The sequence below is a fragment of the Cytobacillus sp. Bac17 genome (genome assembly GCF_024519925.1).
In the GTDB taxonomy this organism is placed as follows: domain Bacteria; phylum Bacillota; class Bacilli; order Bacillales; family Cytobacillaceae; genus Cytobacillus; species Cytobacillus pseudoceanisediminis.
In genome coordinates, this window is sequence record NZ_JALJRC010000010.1 from 92,905 (window position 1) to 109,577 (window position 16,673).

At 42.6% G+C, this 16,673-nt stretch carries 15 protein-coding genes and 1 other annotated feature; of the genes, 11 read left to right on the plus strand and 4 right to left on the minus strand.

What is annotated here, in order from left to right:
* Positions 1–83 precede the first annotated feature (83 nt).
* Positions 84–1,757: a ribonuclease J gene (locus NR125_RS14035; RefSeq protein ID WP_251156976.1), complete on the minus strand. Its 1,674-nt coding sequence runs from the start codon at positions 1,755–1,757 to the stop codon at positions 84–86.
* Positions 1,758–1,933: 176 nt separating this feature from the next.
* Positions 1,934–2,158: a binding site (T-box leader), on the plus strand.
* A gap of 45 nt (positions 2,159–2,203) precedes the next feature.
* Here NR125_RS14035 and proB point away from each other — a divergent pair.
* The 9 genes from proB (at position 2,204) to NR125_RS29920 (ending at position 12,856) form a co-directional block, all read left to right on the plus strand.
* Positions 2,204–3,325, plus strand: coding sequence for a glutamate 5-kinase (proB, locus tag NR125_RS14040; protein WP_009334300.1), 1,122 nt, complete (start codon positions 2,204–2,206; stop codon positions 3,323–3,325).
* Entirely contained in the window at positions 3,325–4,557 is a 1,233-nt protein-coding gene (locus tag NR125_RS14045; protein ID WP_284951718.1) for a glutamate-5-semialdehyde dehydrogenase, read from the plus strand. The genes proB and NR125_RS14045 overlap by 1 nt, the downstream gene beginning before the upstream one ends.
* A gap of 92 nt (positions 4,558–4,649) precedes the next feature.
* Positions 4,650–6,344 carry a sigma-54-dependent Fis family transcriptional regulator gene (locus NR125_RS14050; protein WP_019381334.1) on the plus strand — a complete coding sequence of 565 codons (1,695 nt, stop codon included), beginning with the start codon at positions 4,650–4,652 and terminating at the stop codon, positions 6,342–6,344.
* A gap of 186 nt (positions 6,345–6,530) precedes the next feature.
* Positions 6,531–7,523: a 2-keto-3-deoxygluconate permease gene (locus tag NR125_RS14055; protein ID WP_009334303.1), complete on the plus strand. Its 993-nt coding sequence runs from the start codon at positions 6,531–6,533 to the stop codon at positions 7,521–7,523.
* 14 nt (positions 7,524–7,537) lie between these two features.
* Positions 7,538–8,845 (plus strand): four-carbon acid sugar kinase family protein, encoded by a 1,308-nt coding sequence (locus NR125_RS14060; protein WP_217024528.1) that lies wholly within the window; start codon positions 7,538–7,540, stop codon positions 8,843–8,845.
* Positions 8,832–9,839, plus strand: a complete 1,008-nt coding sequence (pdxA, locus tag NR125_RS14065) for a 4-hydroxythreonine-4-phosphate dehydrogenase PdxA (RefSeq protein WP_192908663.1) — start codon at positions 8,832–8,834, stop codon at positions 9,837–9,839. Before NR125_RS14060 ends, pdxA begins: the two co-directional genes overlap by 14 nt.
* A 133-nt stretch (positions 9,840–9,972) precedes the next feature.
* Positions 9,973–11,232 carry an ATP-binding protein gene (locus tag NR125_RS14070; RefSeq protein ID WP_256815517.1) on the plus strand — a complete coding sequence of 420 codons (1,260 nt, stop codon included), beginning with the start codon at positions 9,973–9,975 and terminating at the stop codon, positions 11,230–11,232.
* 101 nt (positions 11,233–11,333) lie between these two features.
* Complete coding sequence (locus NR125_RS14075; RefSeq protein WP_159346875.1) at positions 11,334–12,413, plus strand: TDT family transporter; 1,080 nt, start codon at positions 11,334–11,336, stop codon at positions 12,411–12,413.
* Between the two features lie 350 nt (positions 12,414–12,763).
* Positions 12,764–12,856: a putative holin-like toxin gene (locus tag NR125_RS29920; RefSeq protein WP_019381338.1), complete on the plus strand. Its 93-nt coding sequence runs from the start codon at positions 12,764–12,766 to the stop codon at positions 12,854–12,856.
* A gap of 30 nt (positions 12,857–12,886) precedes the next feature.
* On the opposite strand, the gene NR125_RS14080 is transcribed toward NR125_RS29920, so the two are convergent.
* The 3 genes from NR125_RS14080 to NR125_RS14090 form a co-directional block, all read right to left on the minus strand.
* A complete protein-coding gene (locus NR125_RS14080; protein WP_226280775.1) occupies positions 12,887–13,213 on the minus strand; it encodes a redoxin domain-containing protein in 327 nt (108 codons plus the stop codon).
* Positions 13,214–13,231: 18 nt separating this feature from the next.
* Positions 13,232–13,399, minus strand: coding sequence for a hypothetical protein (locus NR125_RS14085; protein ID WP_009334309.1), 168 nt, complete (start codon positions 13,397–13,399; stop codon positions 13,232–13,234).
* A 192-nt stretch (positions 13,400–13,591) separates the two neighbouring features.
* The gene (locus tag NR125_RS14090; protein ID WP_009334310.1) at positions 13,592–13,765 is read right to left on the minus strand and encodes an aspartyl-phosphate phosphatase Spo0E family protein; all 174 of its coding nucleotides are present in this window, start codon (positions 13,763–13,765) and stop codon (positions 13,592–13,594) included.
* 276 nt (positions 13,766–14,041) lie between these two features.
* On the opposite strand from NR125_RS14090, the gene NR125_RS14095 reads away from it, so the two are divergent.
* Together NR125_RS14095 and NR125_RS14100 are read left to right on the plus strand one after the other, a co-directional pair.
* Positions 14,042–14,881, plus strand: coding sequence for a glycerophosphodiester phosphodiesterase (locus tag NR125_RS14095; protein ID WP_372675461.1), 840 nt, complete (start codon positions 14,042–14,044; stop codon positions 14,879–14,881).
* A gap of 366 nt (positions 14,882–15,247) precedes the next feature.
* Positions 15,248–16,510: an L-lactate MFS transporter gene (locus NR125_RS14100; RefSeq protein ID WP_009334312.1), complete on the plus strand. Its 1,263-nt coding sequence runs from the start codon at positions 15,248–15,250 to the stop codon at positions 16,508–16,510.
* Positions 16,511–16,673: the final 163 nt, after the last annotated feature.

Genomic DNA, 16,673 nt, shown 5'->3' on the forward strand with positions numbered 1-16,673 from the left:
CTGAACCTCTGGATCAAAGGGTGGGGCTTACTGAGCATTAGACTGCGATAAAGGCAAGCCGTTTTAGGCTTGCCTCTTTTCGTTTATATTTCAATTATAATCGGCAGGATCATTGGTTTGCGCTTTGTTTTTTCAAATAAATACTGCCCAAGTGATTTCTTAATGCTCTGCTTGATGACATTCCACTGGCTTTTATCCTGTTCTGGAAGATCATTGACGGTTTTCTCCGCAATCCGATTTATTTCTCTCAGCAAATCTTCGGATTCCCGTGCGTAGACGAAACCTCGGGATATCGTATCAGGTCTTGATATCATTTTGCGCTCACTCTTGCTCATGGTCAGTACGATCACAATCATCCCATCCTCGGACAGCTGCTTTCTGTCCCGGAGCACGATGCTGCCAATGTCACCAACTCCCACTCCATCAACATAAGTATCTCCGGCAGGTACCCGCCTGGTCTGGCGTGCTTCTCCGTTCTCGATATCAACGACATCCCCATTTTTAATGATAAATGTATGCCCAGTTTCAACACCGATGGATTCAGCAAGCAATTTATGATGGTGAAGCATTCTATATTCACCGTGAATCGGGATAAAATATTTCGGCTTCATCAATGTGAGCATAAGCTTTAAATCCTCCTGATAGCCGTGGCCGGACACATGCATCCCTGTTGAGCTTCCTGAACCGTATATCACCCGGGCTCCCAGCTTGAACAGGTTGTCGATAATTTTAGAGACATCGCGTTCGTTCCCCGGGATTGGGGATGCTGCAAGAATCACGGTATCCTCAGGATGAATCTCTGCATCACGGTAATTTCCGGTAGAGAGCCGTGAAAGGGCAGCCATCGGTTCACCCTGGCTGCCGGTACATAATATGCACACCTTTTCAGGAGCCAGATTCATCGCTTCTCTTGGATTCACAATCATACCCTCAGGAACTGTCAGGTAACCGCGTTCAATAGCTACATCCACGACATTTACCATACTCCTTCCAAGCAGGACCAGCTTTCGGTTTGTTCTAATCACAGCGGCCACAACCTGCTGAACACGGCTCACATTGGAAGCGAAAGTTGAGATGATAATCTTGCGTGGTGCTTTCATAAATGCTTCCTCAATGTTTTCCCCGACAATATGTTCAGTTGGCGAAAAGCCAGACCGCTCAGCGTTTGTGCTTTCTGATAGCAGGGCCAGCACTCCACTGCGGCCGATTTCAGCCATCCTATGGATATCAGCATGCTCCTGATTTACAGGGGTTAAGTCAAATTTAAAATCGCCGGTATGGACAACATTGCCCTCTGGCGTCTTGAAAACAATGCCCAGACAGTCAGGGATGCTATGATTCACCTTGAAAAAGCTAACGCCTATTTTACCGAAATCAAGGCTAGAGTCAGAATCTATGGTTATAAGCTCTGAATCACCCAGCAGGCGATGCTCCGTTAATTTTAATTCAATCAGCCCAAGCGTAAATCGGGTCGCATAAACCGGCATATTGATCTTTTTGAGAAGATAGGCAACTCCGCCAATATGATCCTCATGTCCATGAGTGACAATCAGCCCGCGGATTTTATCCCGGTTTTCCTCAAGGTATGTGATGTCCGGAATGATCAAATCGATCCCCAATAATGTCTCGTCAGGGAATTTCCCTCCGGCATCAATCACGACAATATCGTCATCATATTGGATCACATACATGTTTTTTCCAATTTCATTGATGCCGCCCAGAGAAAATATGGATAGTTGCTTTCCGTTTGACTCCATATGTAAATCCTCCCACTAGTCATTTTTTATTAGCATTCCCGAATGTGCCTGCTTTATCATACTGTATTGCACACAGTTAGAAAGTTTGTCTGGGGATTTTAATCCTTTAAATCAGCGAATTAATTATTGACATAAAATACCGAAGGATGCATAATAATTCTAATTATAAGAAGAATTCAACAGCCATGACAGGGAACCAGTAAGTAGAACTCAGGCTAAAAGAGAGCAGGATTCACCGGCTGAAAGATCCTGCAGCCTGCAAAACTATTGAACCTAGCCCTTGAGCTGCCAGGCAAACCTGGCCGAATTTCCTGCGTTAAAGGATTTTCAAAGCGGGCACTTGCTGTGTGAAGTGCCAATGAAGGTGGTACCGCGAAAGACAAAGCTCTTCCGTCCTTTTTAAAGGGATGGGAGGGCTTTTTTTATTTGATTGGATGGTGGATAGCGTGAAAAGGAAACGAATTGTCGTCAAAATAGGAAGCAGTTCACTGACAAATACAAATGGAGGACTTTGCATCGAAAAACTTGAGGAGCATGTAGCTGCACTTTCCCGTTTAAAACAGCTTGGCCATGATGTCATCCTGATTTCATCTGGGGCAGTAGCAGCAGGTTTTGCTGATTTGGGCTATCCTTCCCGGCCTGTGACCATCGCCGGAAAACAGGCGGCTGCTGCAGTCGGGCAAGGGCTGCTGATGCAGGGATATACCGAAGAGTGTAAGAAGCATGGGATTGTAGCTGCACAGCTGCTGCTCACACGGCAGAACTTCCTGCACAAAGAGCAATATCAAAATGCACATGCAACTTTAGCGGAGCTTTTAAAGCGAAATATTCTCCCGATCATTAATGAAAACGATTCGGTGTCGGTGGAGGAGCTGGCATTTGGCGATAATGATATGCTTTCTGCTCTCGTAAGCGGACTTGTTCAAGCACAGCATTTAATCATTCTGACAGATATCAACGGCATTTATGATTCAAATCCGAGGACAAACCCCAATGCGAAAAAATATCATTTTATCACAGAAATCACAAAAGAAATGGTGAAAGCTGCTTCTGGTTCGGGCTCCAAGGTAGGGACCGGCGGTATGGTGACAAAGCTGGAGGCGGCACGGACAGCGCTGGCGCTGGGAGTGCAGGTGTTTATTGGAGTTGGCTGCGGACGGGAAAAATTAGTCGATATCCTCAATGGAAAAGGGAACGGCACCTATGTTGGCAACAGTTCAAAGGCGAGCGTTAGGACATCCAAACAGTGGCTGGCTCTGCATTCAGTACCTAATGGGAAAATTGAAGTGGACCAGGGTGCGGCACACGCGATGTTATCGCAAGGAAAAAGCCTTCTGCCTGCTGGGGTTACGAACATAACCGGGCACTTTCTGGTAAATGATGTGGTTGAAGTTGTAGGGCCAAAAGGAGTCATTATCGGCAAAGGCCAGGTTAATTTTTCATCTGAAGAATTGAGCGAAATCAAAGGCCTGCCAAGCTCTGAAGCCATGGTGATCGCCAACAGTGATCGCAGTGTGGTCATTCATCGTGATCATTGGGTAAGCCAAAAAAGAAGGGAGACGAGATAATGGAATTGATTCAAAAAGGGGAAAAAGCAAGGATAGCTGCGGGGAAGATGGCGAAAATGTCGACGGACCAAAAGAACCAGGCATTGGCATTAATTGCAAAACAGCTAATGGCTGAGAAGCACTTTATTTTAGCCGAAAATGAAAAAGACCTTGCTGCGGGAAAAAACAACAGAATGAATGAATCATTGCTCGACCGGCTTCGGCTTAATGAAGCCCGCCTTCAGGATATGGCGGACGCATTAATCCAGCTTACTCACCTGGACGATCCGGTTGGGGAGGTTTTATCCTCATGGGAACGTCCGAACGGACTCGCCATTACACAAGTAAGGGTCCCGCTTGGCGTTGTCGGCATGATATATGAAGCGCGTCCAAATGTCACGGTCGATGCATCCAGCTTATGTTTGAAGACTGGGAATGCTGTTATGCTGCGCGGAAGTTCTACTGCTATACATTCGAATAAAGCAATTGTGAAAGTGATTCATCATGCATTGGAAAAGAGCGACTTGCCTTCTGATGCTGTGCAGCTTATTGAGGATACGAGCCGGGAAACCGCTTCGGGGATGTTTAAACTGAACGAATACCTGGATGTCCTGATTCCGCGGGGAGGGGCAAAGCTTATTAAGACAGTAGTTGAAAATTCTACAGTCCCTGTACTTGAGACAGGTGCAGGCAATTGTCATGTCTATATTGATGAAAGTGCTGATAAGGAAATGGCGATAAACATTGCCATCAATGCGAAAACACAGCGTCCTTCCGTTTGCAATGCATGTGAAACGATCATTGTGCACAGAGAGTGGGGGGGCCTGAATGATCTTGTGCTTGCTCTGGAGGAAAAAGGGGTTACCATTCACGGCGATGAAGGTGTATGCGGAGAAAAGATCATTCCGGCTGTGGAAGAAGATTGGGCCACAGAATATTTAGGCTTGGAAGTCGCGTTGAAAGTGGCGGAAAGCGTGGATGAGGCAATCGTTCATATTAACCGCTACGGCACTAAACATTCTGAGGCAATTGTTTCTTCAAACCCAGATAATGTGGAAAAATTCCTGAATGAAGTCGATGCAGCGGCAGTTTACCATAATGCATCCACACGCTTCACAGATGGATTCGAGTTTGGGTTCGGCGCTGAAATCGGGATCAGCACACAAAAGCTCCATACCCGCGGTCCGATGGGACTGCCGGCTCTGACTTCGACAAAATATATTATGAAAGGGGATGGGCAGATAAAAAAATAAGCTGCCATTCCTTTTAATAAGACGAATGAGCCATTTTCCTATTTATTGGTGTCGTTTAGAAATGAATGGTAAGATACATTTAGGTGAATGTGATGAAAATAAAGACATTATTTATTGCCCCTTATCCTGCTATGCTTCCATTAATTAAGGAATGCAGGAAAGAGGAAAAAGATTTGGACATTAAAATAGCAACTGGAAACTTGGGGCAGGCACTCCCGCATGTGAAAAATGCCGAATCTGAAGGCATTGATATGATCATCAGCAGGGGTGGAACAGCAAAGCTGGTCCAACAGGAAACAAATATCCCTGTTATTGATATTCAGGTATCCGGGTACGATATGCTTCGGGTGTTAACCCTTGCCAATGATTTTCCAGGGAAGAAAGCGATTGTCGGCTTTTCCAACATAACGCTTGGCGCCAAAACGATTACTGACATATTGGATATTGGTATAGAGGTTTTTACGATTCAAAAGGAAGAGGAAGTAGAAGCCCTTGTTCATGAATTAAGGTCCAAGGGTTTTGAATTGATCATGGGGGATGTTGTAACTGTTGAGGCTGCTGCTAAAGCAGGGCTCGAGGGAATCCTGATACAATCCGGACGTGAAGCCATCTTTGATGCGTTTCAAAAAGCGAAATCCCTGTATGATTCGTTTCGCAGAAAACAGCAGGAAAACGACCTGCTCAGGGCAATTATTAAGGAGAATACTGACAATATAATCCTTTTTAACCGTAATGCTGAATGTGTATTTGAACAATGGAATACTTTTTCTTCCCCTCCCATACTCTTGAGTGATTTACAGAGTCTTGTACACCGGAAGGGAAATGCAGAATCCGTTGTAATGATTGAAGGTATAAAGGGAGATATGCTTAAAGTTCAGGTTTCAAGCCTTGAAATTGCCGGTGAAACTTATACTCAATTTATAATTAAAGAGCTTAATGATATAAAGAGTTCTTCAGAAAATCTTAACGTGGAATCAGTATCTCAGCTGCCGATGATCATCCATGAAAGTGAAGCAATGAAAGATTGTCTGGCTGCCATATCTGCAGGAAAAAACCGAAATCTATGGCTTTTAATTGGTGCTGCAGGCACTGGAAAAGGATTATTAGCACGCTATATCCATTACTTAAAGCACCAGGGGGCCGGTTTGTTTCTTTCTATACATGCAAAGGAAGCAAGAAGAGGCTTAAATCCCTTTGATGACGACATCCGATCCATATATATTTATGACGCTGAGGACATTTCTGCAGAAGAGAAATCCCGATTGCTCAACCAGTGTCAGAAATGGGCAGAATCGGGGAAAGAAGTGATCCTCTCTCTATCCAGTGAAATTCAAGAGTTGTACTCACTTCTTTTTAAAGAAGAAACAGTTCGCATCTATATCCCCTCTCTGTTAGAACGCAAGGATGATATAAGAGCTTTAACAGCATACTTTATTGCACATTTTCATCAGCAATATGGAACATCCGCAGTAAAAATAAGGGAGGATGCGATGGAGCTGCTGGAGCGTTATAACTGGCCTGGCAATACCGCTGAGCTGAAAGCATTCCTTTTTGATGTCTTGGCAGCTGAGAAAGGCTATATCATCAGTAAAGAAACGGTTTCAAGACAGCTGAATCGGAAGCAGCGTCCTGTCCAAATTGAAGATAGTCTGTTAACCGGAACACTCGATCAAATTGAAAAACGAATTATCGAAGCAGTTATGAAGGAAGAAAACCAAAACCAAACAAAGGTGTCAAAACGGTTAGGCATTAATCGGTCGACATTGTGGAGGAAGCTGAAGGAGTAATATTCAGCTTCTTTTTTTGTTTTATTATATGTTTAAAAATGCAACACAAAATAAAAAACTAGAAAATACCAAACTATTTTTCTGTAAAATGTGTTGAATTTTGCATTGAAAGCGTTTAATATGAAACTGTAATCGTTTTCACTAATTGTTTAAAATTGAAACAGATATAAAGGGGATGTTAAAATTATGAAGATCAAAGCAACTCTTGAGCGTATTCCAGGCGGGATGATGGTAGTTCCGTTGCTAATTGCAGCAGTGCTTAACACTTTTGCACCTGATTTGCTCCGTATCGGGAATTTTACTGAAGCATTGTTTGTTGACGGTGCATCAGCTTTAATCGCTTTATTCCTATTATGTACAGGTGCTCAAATTAATGTAAAATCATTTGGTGTTTCAATTGGGAAAGGGGCTACCCTTTTAGCAACGAAGTGGGTAGTTGGTGCGGCATTCGGGTTAATCGCTTACATGTTTGCAGGTGAAAATGGCCTTTGGCTGGGTTTGGCTCCAATTGCGATTATTGCAGCTATGACAAACAGTAATGGCGGCCTATTCGTCGCACTTGTTGGCCAGTATGGAAGCAAGGAAGACCGTGCAGCTTATTCATTGCTGGCTCTAAATGACGGTCCGTTTTTAACGATGGTTGCCTTATCTATCTTTGGAGCAATGGGCTTTGTTGATGGAATGTTCTCATTGCAATCATTCATTGCCGTACTGCTTCCAATCCTCGTCGGTATGGTATTAGGGAATTTAGATGAAGAAATGCGTGCATTCCTTGATAATGGCAGCTCCATGCTCATTCCATTTTTCGCTTTCGCCCTTGGAATGGGAATTGACTTCAGTGCTATTGTAGACGGTGGTCTATCAGGTATTATCCTTGGCCTGTTAACAGTATTCGTAACGGGTACAGCTGGATATTTAGTGTTTAAAGCGTTTAAGTGGAATCCAATTGTAGGTGCTGCTGAAGGCTCAACTGCCGGTAATGCTGTAGCAACACCAGCTGCCATTGCAGCAGCAAGTGCAGGGTTTGCACAGTATGCTGAATTGGCTACAGTTCAGGTTGCGGCATCTACAGTGACAACCGCAATCCTGCTTCCGCTGTATATAGCGTTTTTGGTTAAGCGTCTAGAGAGAAAAGGATATGAGTTTAAAGAAGGAAACCTGACGAAAGTTAACGGCTAAAGGATGTGGTTCTTGTGTTTGAAAAATTTGGCATTATTGCGGATGATTTGACTGGTGCTAATGATTCAGGAGTGCAGCTGGCGAAAAAAGGGCTGACTGCCACTGTTATGATGGATTATACCGGGAAAAACATTCAATCTGACCCTGATGTCTTAATTGTTGATACTGATAGCCGTGCAAAAACACAAGAAGAAGCATATGAAGCAGTGGAAAAAGCTGCTTCTCTTCTTTTTGAAAAAGGCTATGCTCATGTCTATAAAAAAGTAGATTCAACTTTAAGAGGAAATATAGCAGCTGAACTGGCAGCGCTTGAAGAGGTATATCGCCCGGAAATCATTGTTATTGCCCCTGCTTTTCCAAAAATGAATCGTACAACGGTATCTGGACATCATTATGTAAATGGTAAACTGATTACAGAAACAGAGTTTGGAAGGGATCCAAAGACACCTGTAACGGAAAGCTTTCTTCCTCGCATGTTAAATAAGAATGCAGGAAAAGATATTGCATTGCTTGATCTGGAATTGATCCGGGGAGAGAAAGCAGATATTCTTGAATTCATTGAAAGAGCTGTTGCGGCGGGGAAAACCTGGATTGTTTGCGACAGTGAAAGGGAAGAGGATCTGCAGGTAATTGCCGAGAGTTTCACAAGCGTTCAGAAAAAAACGATTTGGACTGGCTCTGGTGCTCTAGTTGAATATTTACCCGATGCTCTAAAGCTTAGATCTCATCATGAAAATGATCATGAGGAGAATAACATCAGGAAAACACTCACAGTTTCAGGGAGTCTGTCACAGGTTACAAAAAAACAGCTTACCCGGATTAGAGAACTTGATCAATCTTATTTTGCAGAAATCAATCCTGTCCAATTGGTTAATCAGACAGTGGATCTTGAAGAAGTCATTGAAGAAATTGGACAAAACCAGGATAATAGCCATTTTGTTGTTTATGTGGATTCTTCAGATCAGAACCGGGATGCAGCCCGTATAGCGGGAGAAGCAATAGGATTATCAGGAAAGCAGATTGGTGAAAGGATTGCCATGGGACTAGGGCAAATTGCAAACAGACTTGTAAATAAGTTCCCGGAACTCGACGGCTTGATTTTAACAGGCGGAGACATTGCAAAAGCTGCTTGTTCAGAATTGGGTATTCAGGAAATGGAGCTCCATACAGAAATAGAACCGGGTCTCCCTTTTGGCCGATTGCGCAGCAAAGAAAGAAGCTATTGGGCTGTTACAAAAGCAGGGGGATTCGGAAATGAGCAATCTCTGGCTAACGCAATACATTATATGACAAGAAAGGTTGAGTGCAATGAGTCAAACTAAACCAGTAGTAGGCATTACAATGGGGGATGCAGCGGGTGTAGGGCCGGAAATTATTTTAAAAAGCCTGGCAGAGGCTGAAATGTATGAAATAAGCAACCCGCTTGTCATTGGTGATAGAAAAATTTTAGAACGGGCCAAATCATTTGTTGACAGCGGGCTTATTATTGAAACAGTAACGGCAGAGCAGATAAGCGAGATCCCTTATAAGCATGGAGTAGTACATTGCCTTGATTTGGACCTGTTGCCGGAAGACCTTCCCATTGGCCAGGTATCTCCTGAAGCTGGAGACGCAGCATTTCAATATTTGGCTAAAGCGATCGAAATGGCAAAAGAAAATCGAATTGATGCGATCTGCACTGCACCTTTAAACAAGGAAGCCTTGCAAAAGGGCGGCCATATGTATCCAGGCCATACAGAAATTTTAGCGGATTTGACCGATACAAAAGATTATTCCATGATGCTATCTGCACCAAACTTAAGGGTTATTCATGTGACAACACATGTCGGAATTATTGATGCAGTTAAAATGATCAATCCTGAAAGAGTGTACCACGTGCTGAAGCTAGCCCATGACACATTGAAAAAAGCAGGCATTGAATCACCTAAAATTGCTGTTTGCGGAATCAATCCTCATGCAGGCGAAAATGGATTATTCGGGTATGGCGAAGAGGAAGAAAAAGTCATTCCTGGAGTGGAAAAAGCACAGGCAGAGGGGATTAATGCTGTAGGGCCGCTGCCGGCTGACACATTATTTTTCAGAGCTGTCCGCGGCGATTTTGACATTGTCGTAGCCATGTATCATGATCAGGGTCATGGGCCAGTTAAAGTATTAGGGCTGGATGCCGGGGTTAATATCACCGTCGGCCTTCCCATCATTCGTACAAGCGTTGATCATGGTACAGCCTTCGATATTGCCGGAAAAGGCATAGCTGACGAGAAAAGCTTAATGGAAGCCATGCGTCAGGCAGTAGAGCTTGCACCAAAGAAAAAATAGCCTGATTTTAACCTGCTCGGGCCCCCGGGCGGGTTTTTTTATAGAATTTAATAGATAAATTTTTTTGAAAATGATATCGTTAACCTCACAATTGATGCTAAAATAATAGAAAAAACACAAAAAAGAGGAATATATGAGTAAACGGACAGGTCAAATTTCACTTGTGCTTATTTCGGTTTTATTTACCTCATATCAAACCATTTTCTCGCAGGAAACGTTTTTTACTTTTGATTTTATTCTATTTACCTGTATTGCCTGGTTTGTCGGCTGGCAGTTTGACAAAAGCAGGTACTACGCAGAAAAAGCGCGGGCCAGCGAGAAGAGCCACAAATTGCTTCTGGAATCACTGCCGGTTTCCGTGCTCATACATAAGGACTTTGAAATTTTGTATGCAAACTCGACTGCAGTTGCCGAATTGTCGTCATCAGATAAAGGTGCATTAATTGGCAGGGCGCTGCTTGACTTTATCGAGTTGGACTATATGGGACGTTTGCAGGAGCGTTATCAGTACATTAAGTCAGAGAAGCAGCTTTTAAACAATATAGAATATAAAATAAAACGTTTTGATGGAACCACTAGATTTTTTGAAGTTTCATCACTTTATGTTGAATTTGAAGGGAAAGAGGCCATACTCTCAATTGGAACTGATATTTCTGATAAAAAAGAGGAACAGGAAAAGCTCCTGCAGAAATCAGAAAAGCTGGCACTTCTTGGCCAAATGGCAGCTGGAATCGCTCATGAAATCCGTAACCCTCTTACTTCGATCAAAGGGTTTGTTCAGCTCTTCAAGTCAAATAGCCAGAAAGATGAATACTTTGACATTGTACTTTCAGAATTGGACCGCATAAATGGAATCGTCGGCGAATTTTTAGTGCTTGCAAAGCCGACTGCAGACATTTTCGAAAAGCAGGACCTTACTAAATTAATCAACGAAGTGATTCTTTTGAGCAGCACCCAATCCGTATTAAACAATGTCGAAATAGCAGCAGAAAATAATCTTCACGCCCCAATGATTCATTGTGAAAAGAACCAGCTGAAACAAGTATTCCTCAACATTATTAAGAATGCCATTGAAGCAATGCCAGGCGGAGGAGAGTTAAACATTAAAGTGTTTAAAAAGTCTGGCAACACTATTTCCATTCAATTCATCGATCAGGGTGTTGGCATATCAGAAGACCGGATTTCAAGTCTGGGGGAACCTTTTTATACGACAAAGGAAAAAGGAACAGGGCTGGGACTGATGATTTGCTACAAAATTATCGAAAACCATAATGGCCGCTTAATAGTCGAAAGTAAAGTTGGGGAAGGCACCAAGATTGAGATAGAACTCCCCTATGAAGGGGATTCGATACATGCAGAAGATGATCAAAACGGAAACATCGTTTTAATTTAAATGGTGGAGCGGGACCTGACAGTGCATGAAAATGTGCTGTTTTTTTATTATCCGCAGCGCATGCATAGGATGTTATAATTAAAATAAAATCCATTCTAACGGTGATTATAGTGTTTTATTTCATTTTGCTGGGCCTTTTGTTTATAGGGGCTGTTTTCGTTATCATTCGTAAAAAAATAAATATTAATACTGCTGCAATGGCGGCTGTGATGGCGTTTGGCATTGTGACACAGGGTGTTTTACTGAATTTCTTCGGTTTGTCCTTCTTTTTGGGGAGCATCGGCAAGATTATCAGCATAGCAGATATAGCCTTATGGATGGCCATCTTAGTTTCGATCGGCATGACCATTTATAAAGGAGAGTTTAAGAAGCTGCATTACATTAATCCAATTAACCGTTTCGGCATTGGAACCTGGGTGGCCGGCACGTCGATTTGCGGAATCATGTTCTGCAAGCAATTTGGAGCAGGTGCAGAAGTCCAGGCGCTGGCCATTCTGAATGCGGGATTATGGATTATTTATATTTGGATTAGTTTAATAGGCTTCAAAGAGCTCAAGGATACATCTATTGGTCAGCAGACGCATGGAGTTTTGCTGCTGACGGCGGTCAGCACACAATCTCTTGTTCTCCTTTTCAATACTGTCTTTGCAGATGTACCTGGATTTCTGAATGCCGCTCTTATTTTTTTAGGGCTGCTTTTTTATTTCATTAGTGCGTGGTTTATTCTTAAACGTTATGCCATACGCGGCTGGAACATTGCGAAAGATTGGAATAATACCAATTGTATTTTTCACGGTGCCCTGTCCATCAGCGGGCTCGCCATGTTCAAATCCGGCCTTGTAACCCAACAGGCGGCTGCTTGGTTTTGGCTTGCCGTTTTCCTGGTTTTCATTGTGGTGGAGATTATTGAAATAGCAAGGGCGATTTGCCGCAGTCTAATATATGGCTTGAAGGAAGGCATCTTCACATACGATGTGACACAGTGGAGCCGAATCTTCACTTTTGCGATGTTCTTTACGTTTACCTTTTTCATAGAAACCCCGGTACAGGCAGTAATATTGAATACAGGCGTTTGGATCATTTTAATGTTATTGATCATTGAATTATATTTAAGTGTTGATTCAATTAGAAGAAAACATGTCCGGATTCCGTTGACATCCAGAAAGGAAAGGTCGGTATAAGAGCTAAACGTACATAAATTTTTCTATCCGCAAGTAAAAATCGCTTATCCGCAAATAAATTTTTCTATCCGCAAGTAAAAATCACTTAACCGCACATAAATTTGGAAAGCATATGTAAATTCAAGCTTTTCACAAATAAATCAGATAAAAACGCGCATTAAGATAGGGCATTTTTCGAGGCAAGCATAAGAAAATAGCGGCTTTTCACAAAAAAAGAGCCAGTCACATGCAATTTTGCAATGCGGCTGGCTCTTTTTAGGCCTTTTGGACGGATTTTCAAATGGGCACTTATCCTGAGTATAGGACAAGTTTGGTTCCGGGAAGGCTGAAGATAAGGAGGCGATGTATAAATGGGTACCTTTGAAGTGTTGTCTTTGATGATCAGTTTCGGTATGTTTGTTATCGCCATGCTCCAGTTCACAAATAGAGACAGGGATTCATAAACACGCTCTCAAGCGTGTTTTTTTTCGTCTTTATTTGGAAAGCCCCTCATATTCTTTCTTAATATCTTCTGCGGTTTTATCGATTTCTTCTCCCCAATGGTCATTGACCTTGTTGAACACAATATTGCCTTTTGTATCCATTAAAGCGTAGCCTCTATAGGCTGATTCGCCATTTTTCATATCAGCCCTTTCAATGAGCTGCATTTCAGGGTCTGACACAAATGGGAGGCTGTGTCCCATTTTTTCTTCAAGAGCATTATACAGCTCAAGCTGCTGCTCAGGCTGATCATTGCTTACGATGTACACGTTGACGTCCAAGCCTTCTAATTTATCCATATTCTGATGCAACTCGACCAGTTGCTGCTGACAGAGTCCTCAGGTGTATGTAGTGATAAAGAAGAAAACACTTGGCTTGTCCTGCGGGAAGGTAACTTCATTACCGGTCTGGTCCTTTAAGGTGATCGCTTCCTGTGCCTGATCTTTACCGCAGGCTGTCAGAACAAGAAGGACGATTCCTAATAAAATCATGAATTTTTTCTTCATAAGATCTCCAATTCCTAATAGTTGTTATCCTATCATTATGGCTATATTTTTAGCTTTTCTCAATAAAAATGCTTAAGTGAAAGGATGTTTTTCTACGATTAAGCGCTCAATCATAAAACAAACACACCCTTTTTATAAGAGTGTGCGTTTTATGGAATATTTATTACTTTTGAGGTAATAACCGGGGATGTTCTAATGGATGAATTTGCTTCGCTGCACTTTATAAATGAGCTTATCGAGCTCCTCTGAGTACATGAGCGTTTCAGGGTGTGACAATCCCTTTCTTTTTCCAACAGAAATCATCTTTTTACGCAGGGCATCGATGTCATGATGAAGTTTTTTTATAGCAGTCGAAGGTGTGGTCATTGATTCGGCTCCTAATCAGGGGATGAAATACTATATTCTATTATCGACAAATTAAACCGCAAATAAACAGATTCGACAAAACTTATAAAAAGATTACAAGTTTCTACAATATGGATTTTCTAGTGAAAGAGACCTATTCCGAAATGCTTGTATTAATATTCCTGTAATCTATTATTCTTCCAGATTTTACATCGAATTATCACAGGGTTAATATTTCGTCCCTATTCTTAATATGTAAACCATTATAGATAGGGGACGGAGACTTTGAAGAAGAGAATGATTTCTGTTATTGGTGCAGCAGTTATTGGGCTAAATGCGTTTGGAGGAGGTGCGGCATTGGCAAAAGATATACATAAGGACATTGTAAATGTTTCACATCGCGGGGCTTCTGCTTATGCACCTGAGCATACCATCGCTTCATATGACATGGGCGAGAAATTGCATGGGGATTATATTGAAATTGATTTGCAGATGACAAAGGATGGTCATCTCATTGCGATGCATGATGTGACGCTTGACCGGACGACTAATGGTACAGGGTCCGTAAAGGATTACACTTTAAACGAAATAAAGCAGCTTGATGCAGGCAGCTGGTTCAACGAAAAGTACCCGTATGCATCAAAAGCGGAATACGAAGGCTTAAAGGTGCCGACACTTGAAGAGGTTTTCAAGAAATTTGGAAAAAACAACAGCTACTACATTGAAACAAAATCACCGGATGTTTATCCTGGCATGGAAAAAGAACTGCTTCGACTGGTTGATAAGTATAAGATTAATAAAGAGAAACTGCTTGTCCAATCTTTTAGCTCTCAAAGTCTTAAAGTGATGAATGAATTGGATCCCTCCATTAAGCTGGTTCAATTAATCTCTTATAAAGCAAACGCAGAAATTACCGAGGCAGAGATTAAGGAAATCAAGCAGTATGCAATGGGCATCGGTCCTAATCATACGTATCTAAATGAGGAATATGTGCAAAAGGTTGTGAACAGCGGCCTTGAACTGCACCCGTATACTGTCAACGACAAGGAAAGAATGAAGCAGCTGATTAATTGGGGAGTAACCGGCATGTTCACAAACCATCCGGATCTGCTGCATGATGTAAAAAAAGGGAGATAAATAGAAAGAACTCCGGGAATCGTTTCCGGAGTTATTTTGTATAATAACCAACACTGCCATAGTGAAAAATTGCTAAAAAGGGCTTGAACATGTTATTTCAAAGTGATATGATTTTTAATAGTTCAAAAATCTGTCACATTTTGATTTGAGATAGCGAACCTGTCGTCGGTTAAAATGTCATCAGATTCCATTTTGATTAACAGTTGGTCCTTTAGGCAGCGAATCCTGCTTGATACTAACCGTCAATCCTGCTTCCGCATACCCAAATTCGGGAATGCGGGAGAGATTGACGGTTTTTTTATTTCAAGAAACAATCCTGTAACCGCTTTAAAAAGCAGGATACGAGCATTATGAGGGGGAAAAAGAGTGAAAAAGACAAAAAATCGGTGGCTGATTGCCGCCTCGGCCGTAGGGATTCATATCTCAATCGGTTCGGTTTACGCTTGGAGCAACTTTACCAATCCATTGATTGAGCAGTTTGGCTGGACATCAAAGGAGGTACAGCTGACCTTCAGTTTGGCGATTCTATTTTTGGGGTTGTCAGCCGCATTCCTTGGCCACTTTGTTGAAAAGCATGGTCCCAAAAAGGCTGGCCTTCTGGCAGCAGGATTCTTTGGAGCCGGCATGCTTGGTGCCGGTTTGGCAGTAAATATGGGATCATTGCCATTTTTGTACATAACCTACGGTGTTCTTGGGGGTATTGGTTTGGGAGTCGGCTATATTGCACCGGTCTCTACACTGGTAAAATGGTTCCCGGACCGCCGCGGATTCGCAACCGGCCTTGCCATCATGGGATTTGGCTTCGCTGCAGCGGTAGCGAGCCCGGTCATGGATGGACTGATTAAATCTGTTGGGACAGCTAACACGTTCTTTATTTTAGGTGCAGCTTACTTAATCATCATGACATTATCATCTTTATATTTAGAAAGACCGCCTGCCGATTGGGCACCTGAAGGCATGAAAGAAAAAGCTGCAGCCGGAAAAATCAAAATCAAACAGGATTTGGCACAGTTAACGGCGAATGAAGCAGTAAAGACATCCCGGTTTTATTATTTATGGATCATGCTATTCATTAATGTAACTTGCGGAATTGCGATTCTGTCAGCTGCAAAGCCGCTGGCACAGGAAAGCATAGGCCTGACAACGGCAGAAGCAGCCACGCTTGTCGGCGTACTCGGCATCTTTAATGGACTTGGCCGTCTGGCATGGGCATCCATTTCTGATTATATCGGTCGCCCAAACACGTATACGATTTTCTTTGTATCACAGATTGCCCTATTCCTGCTGCTGCCGATAACAAAAGAAGCCATTCTTTTCCAGATTATGCTGGCCATTGTGTACACCATGTATGGCGGCGGATTCTCATCCATCCCGGCATTTATCGGTGACGTTTTCGGAACAAAGCAGCTTGGCGCCATTCACGGCTACATTCTTACAGCATGGGCTGCCGCAGGACTTGCAGGTCCAATGTTCGCAGCGTGGATGAAGGACTCAACAGGAAGCTATGCTTCAAGTCTAACTAGCTTTGCAGGACTTTTTGTGATTGCACTCATTGTGTCAATCCTGATCCGTTTTGATATTAAAAAATTGCGCAAGCAAAATGAAGCAAGTGAGCGTATGGCAGGTTAAATTTAATAAAAACAGCATGGAAAAGCATTCAGCCCCGCTTCCGCTTTTCCATTGGTATGGCACTTGGCAGCGAACCTGCTAAAGACTAACCGCCGCAGAAATCAGCAACTATTAATTAGAGGCTTTTTGCGGTGGTTTTTTATGAAAAAAGGGCAAATTTATT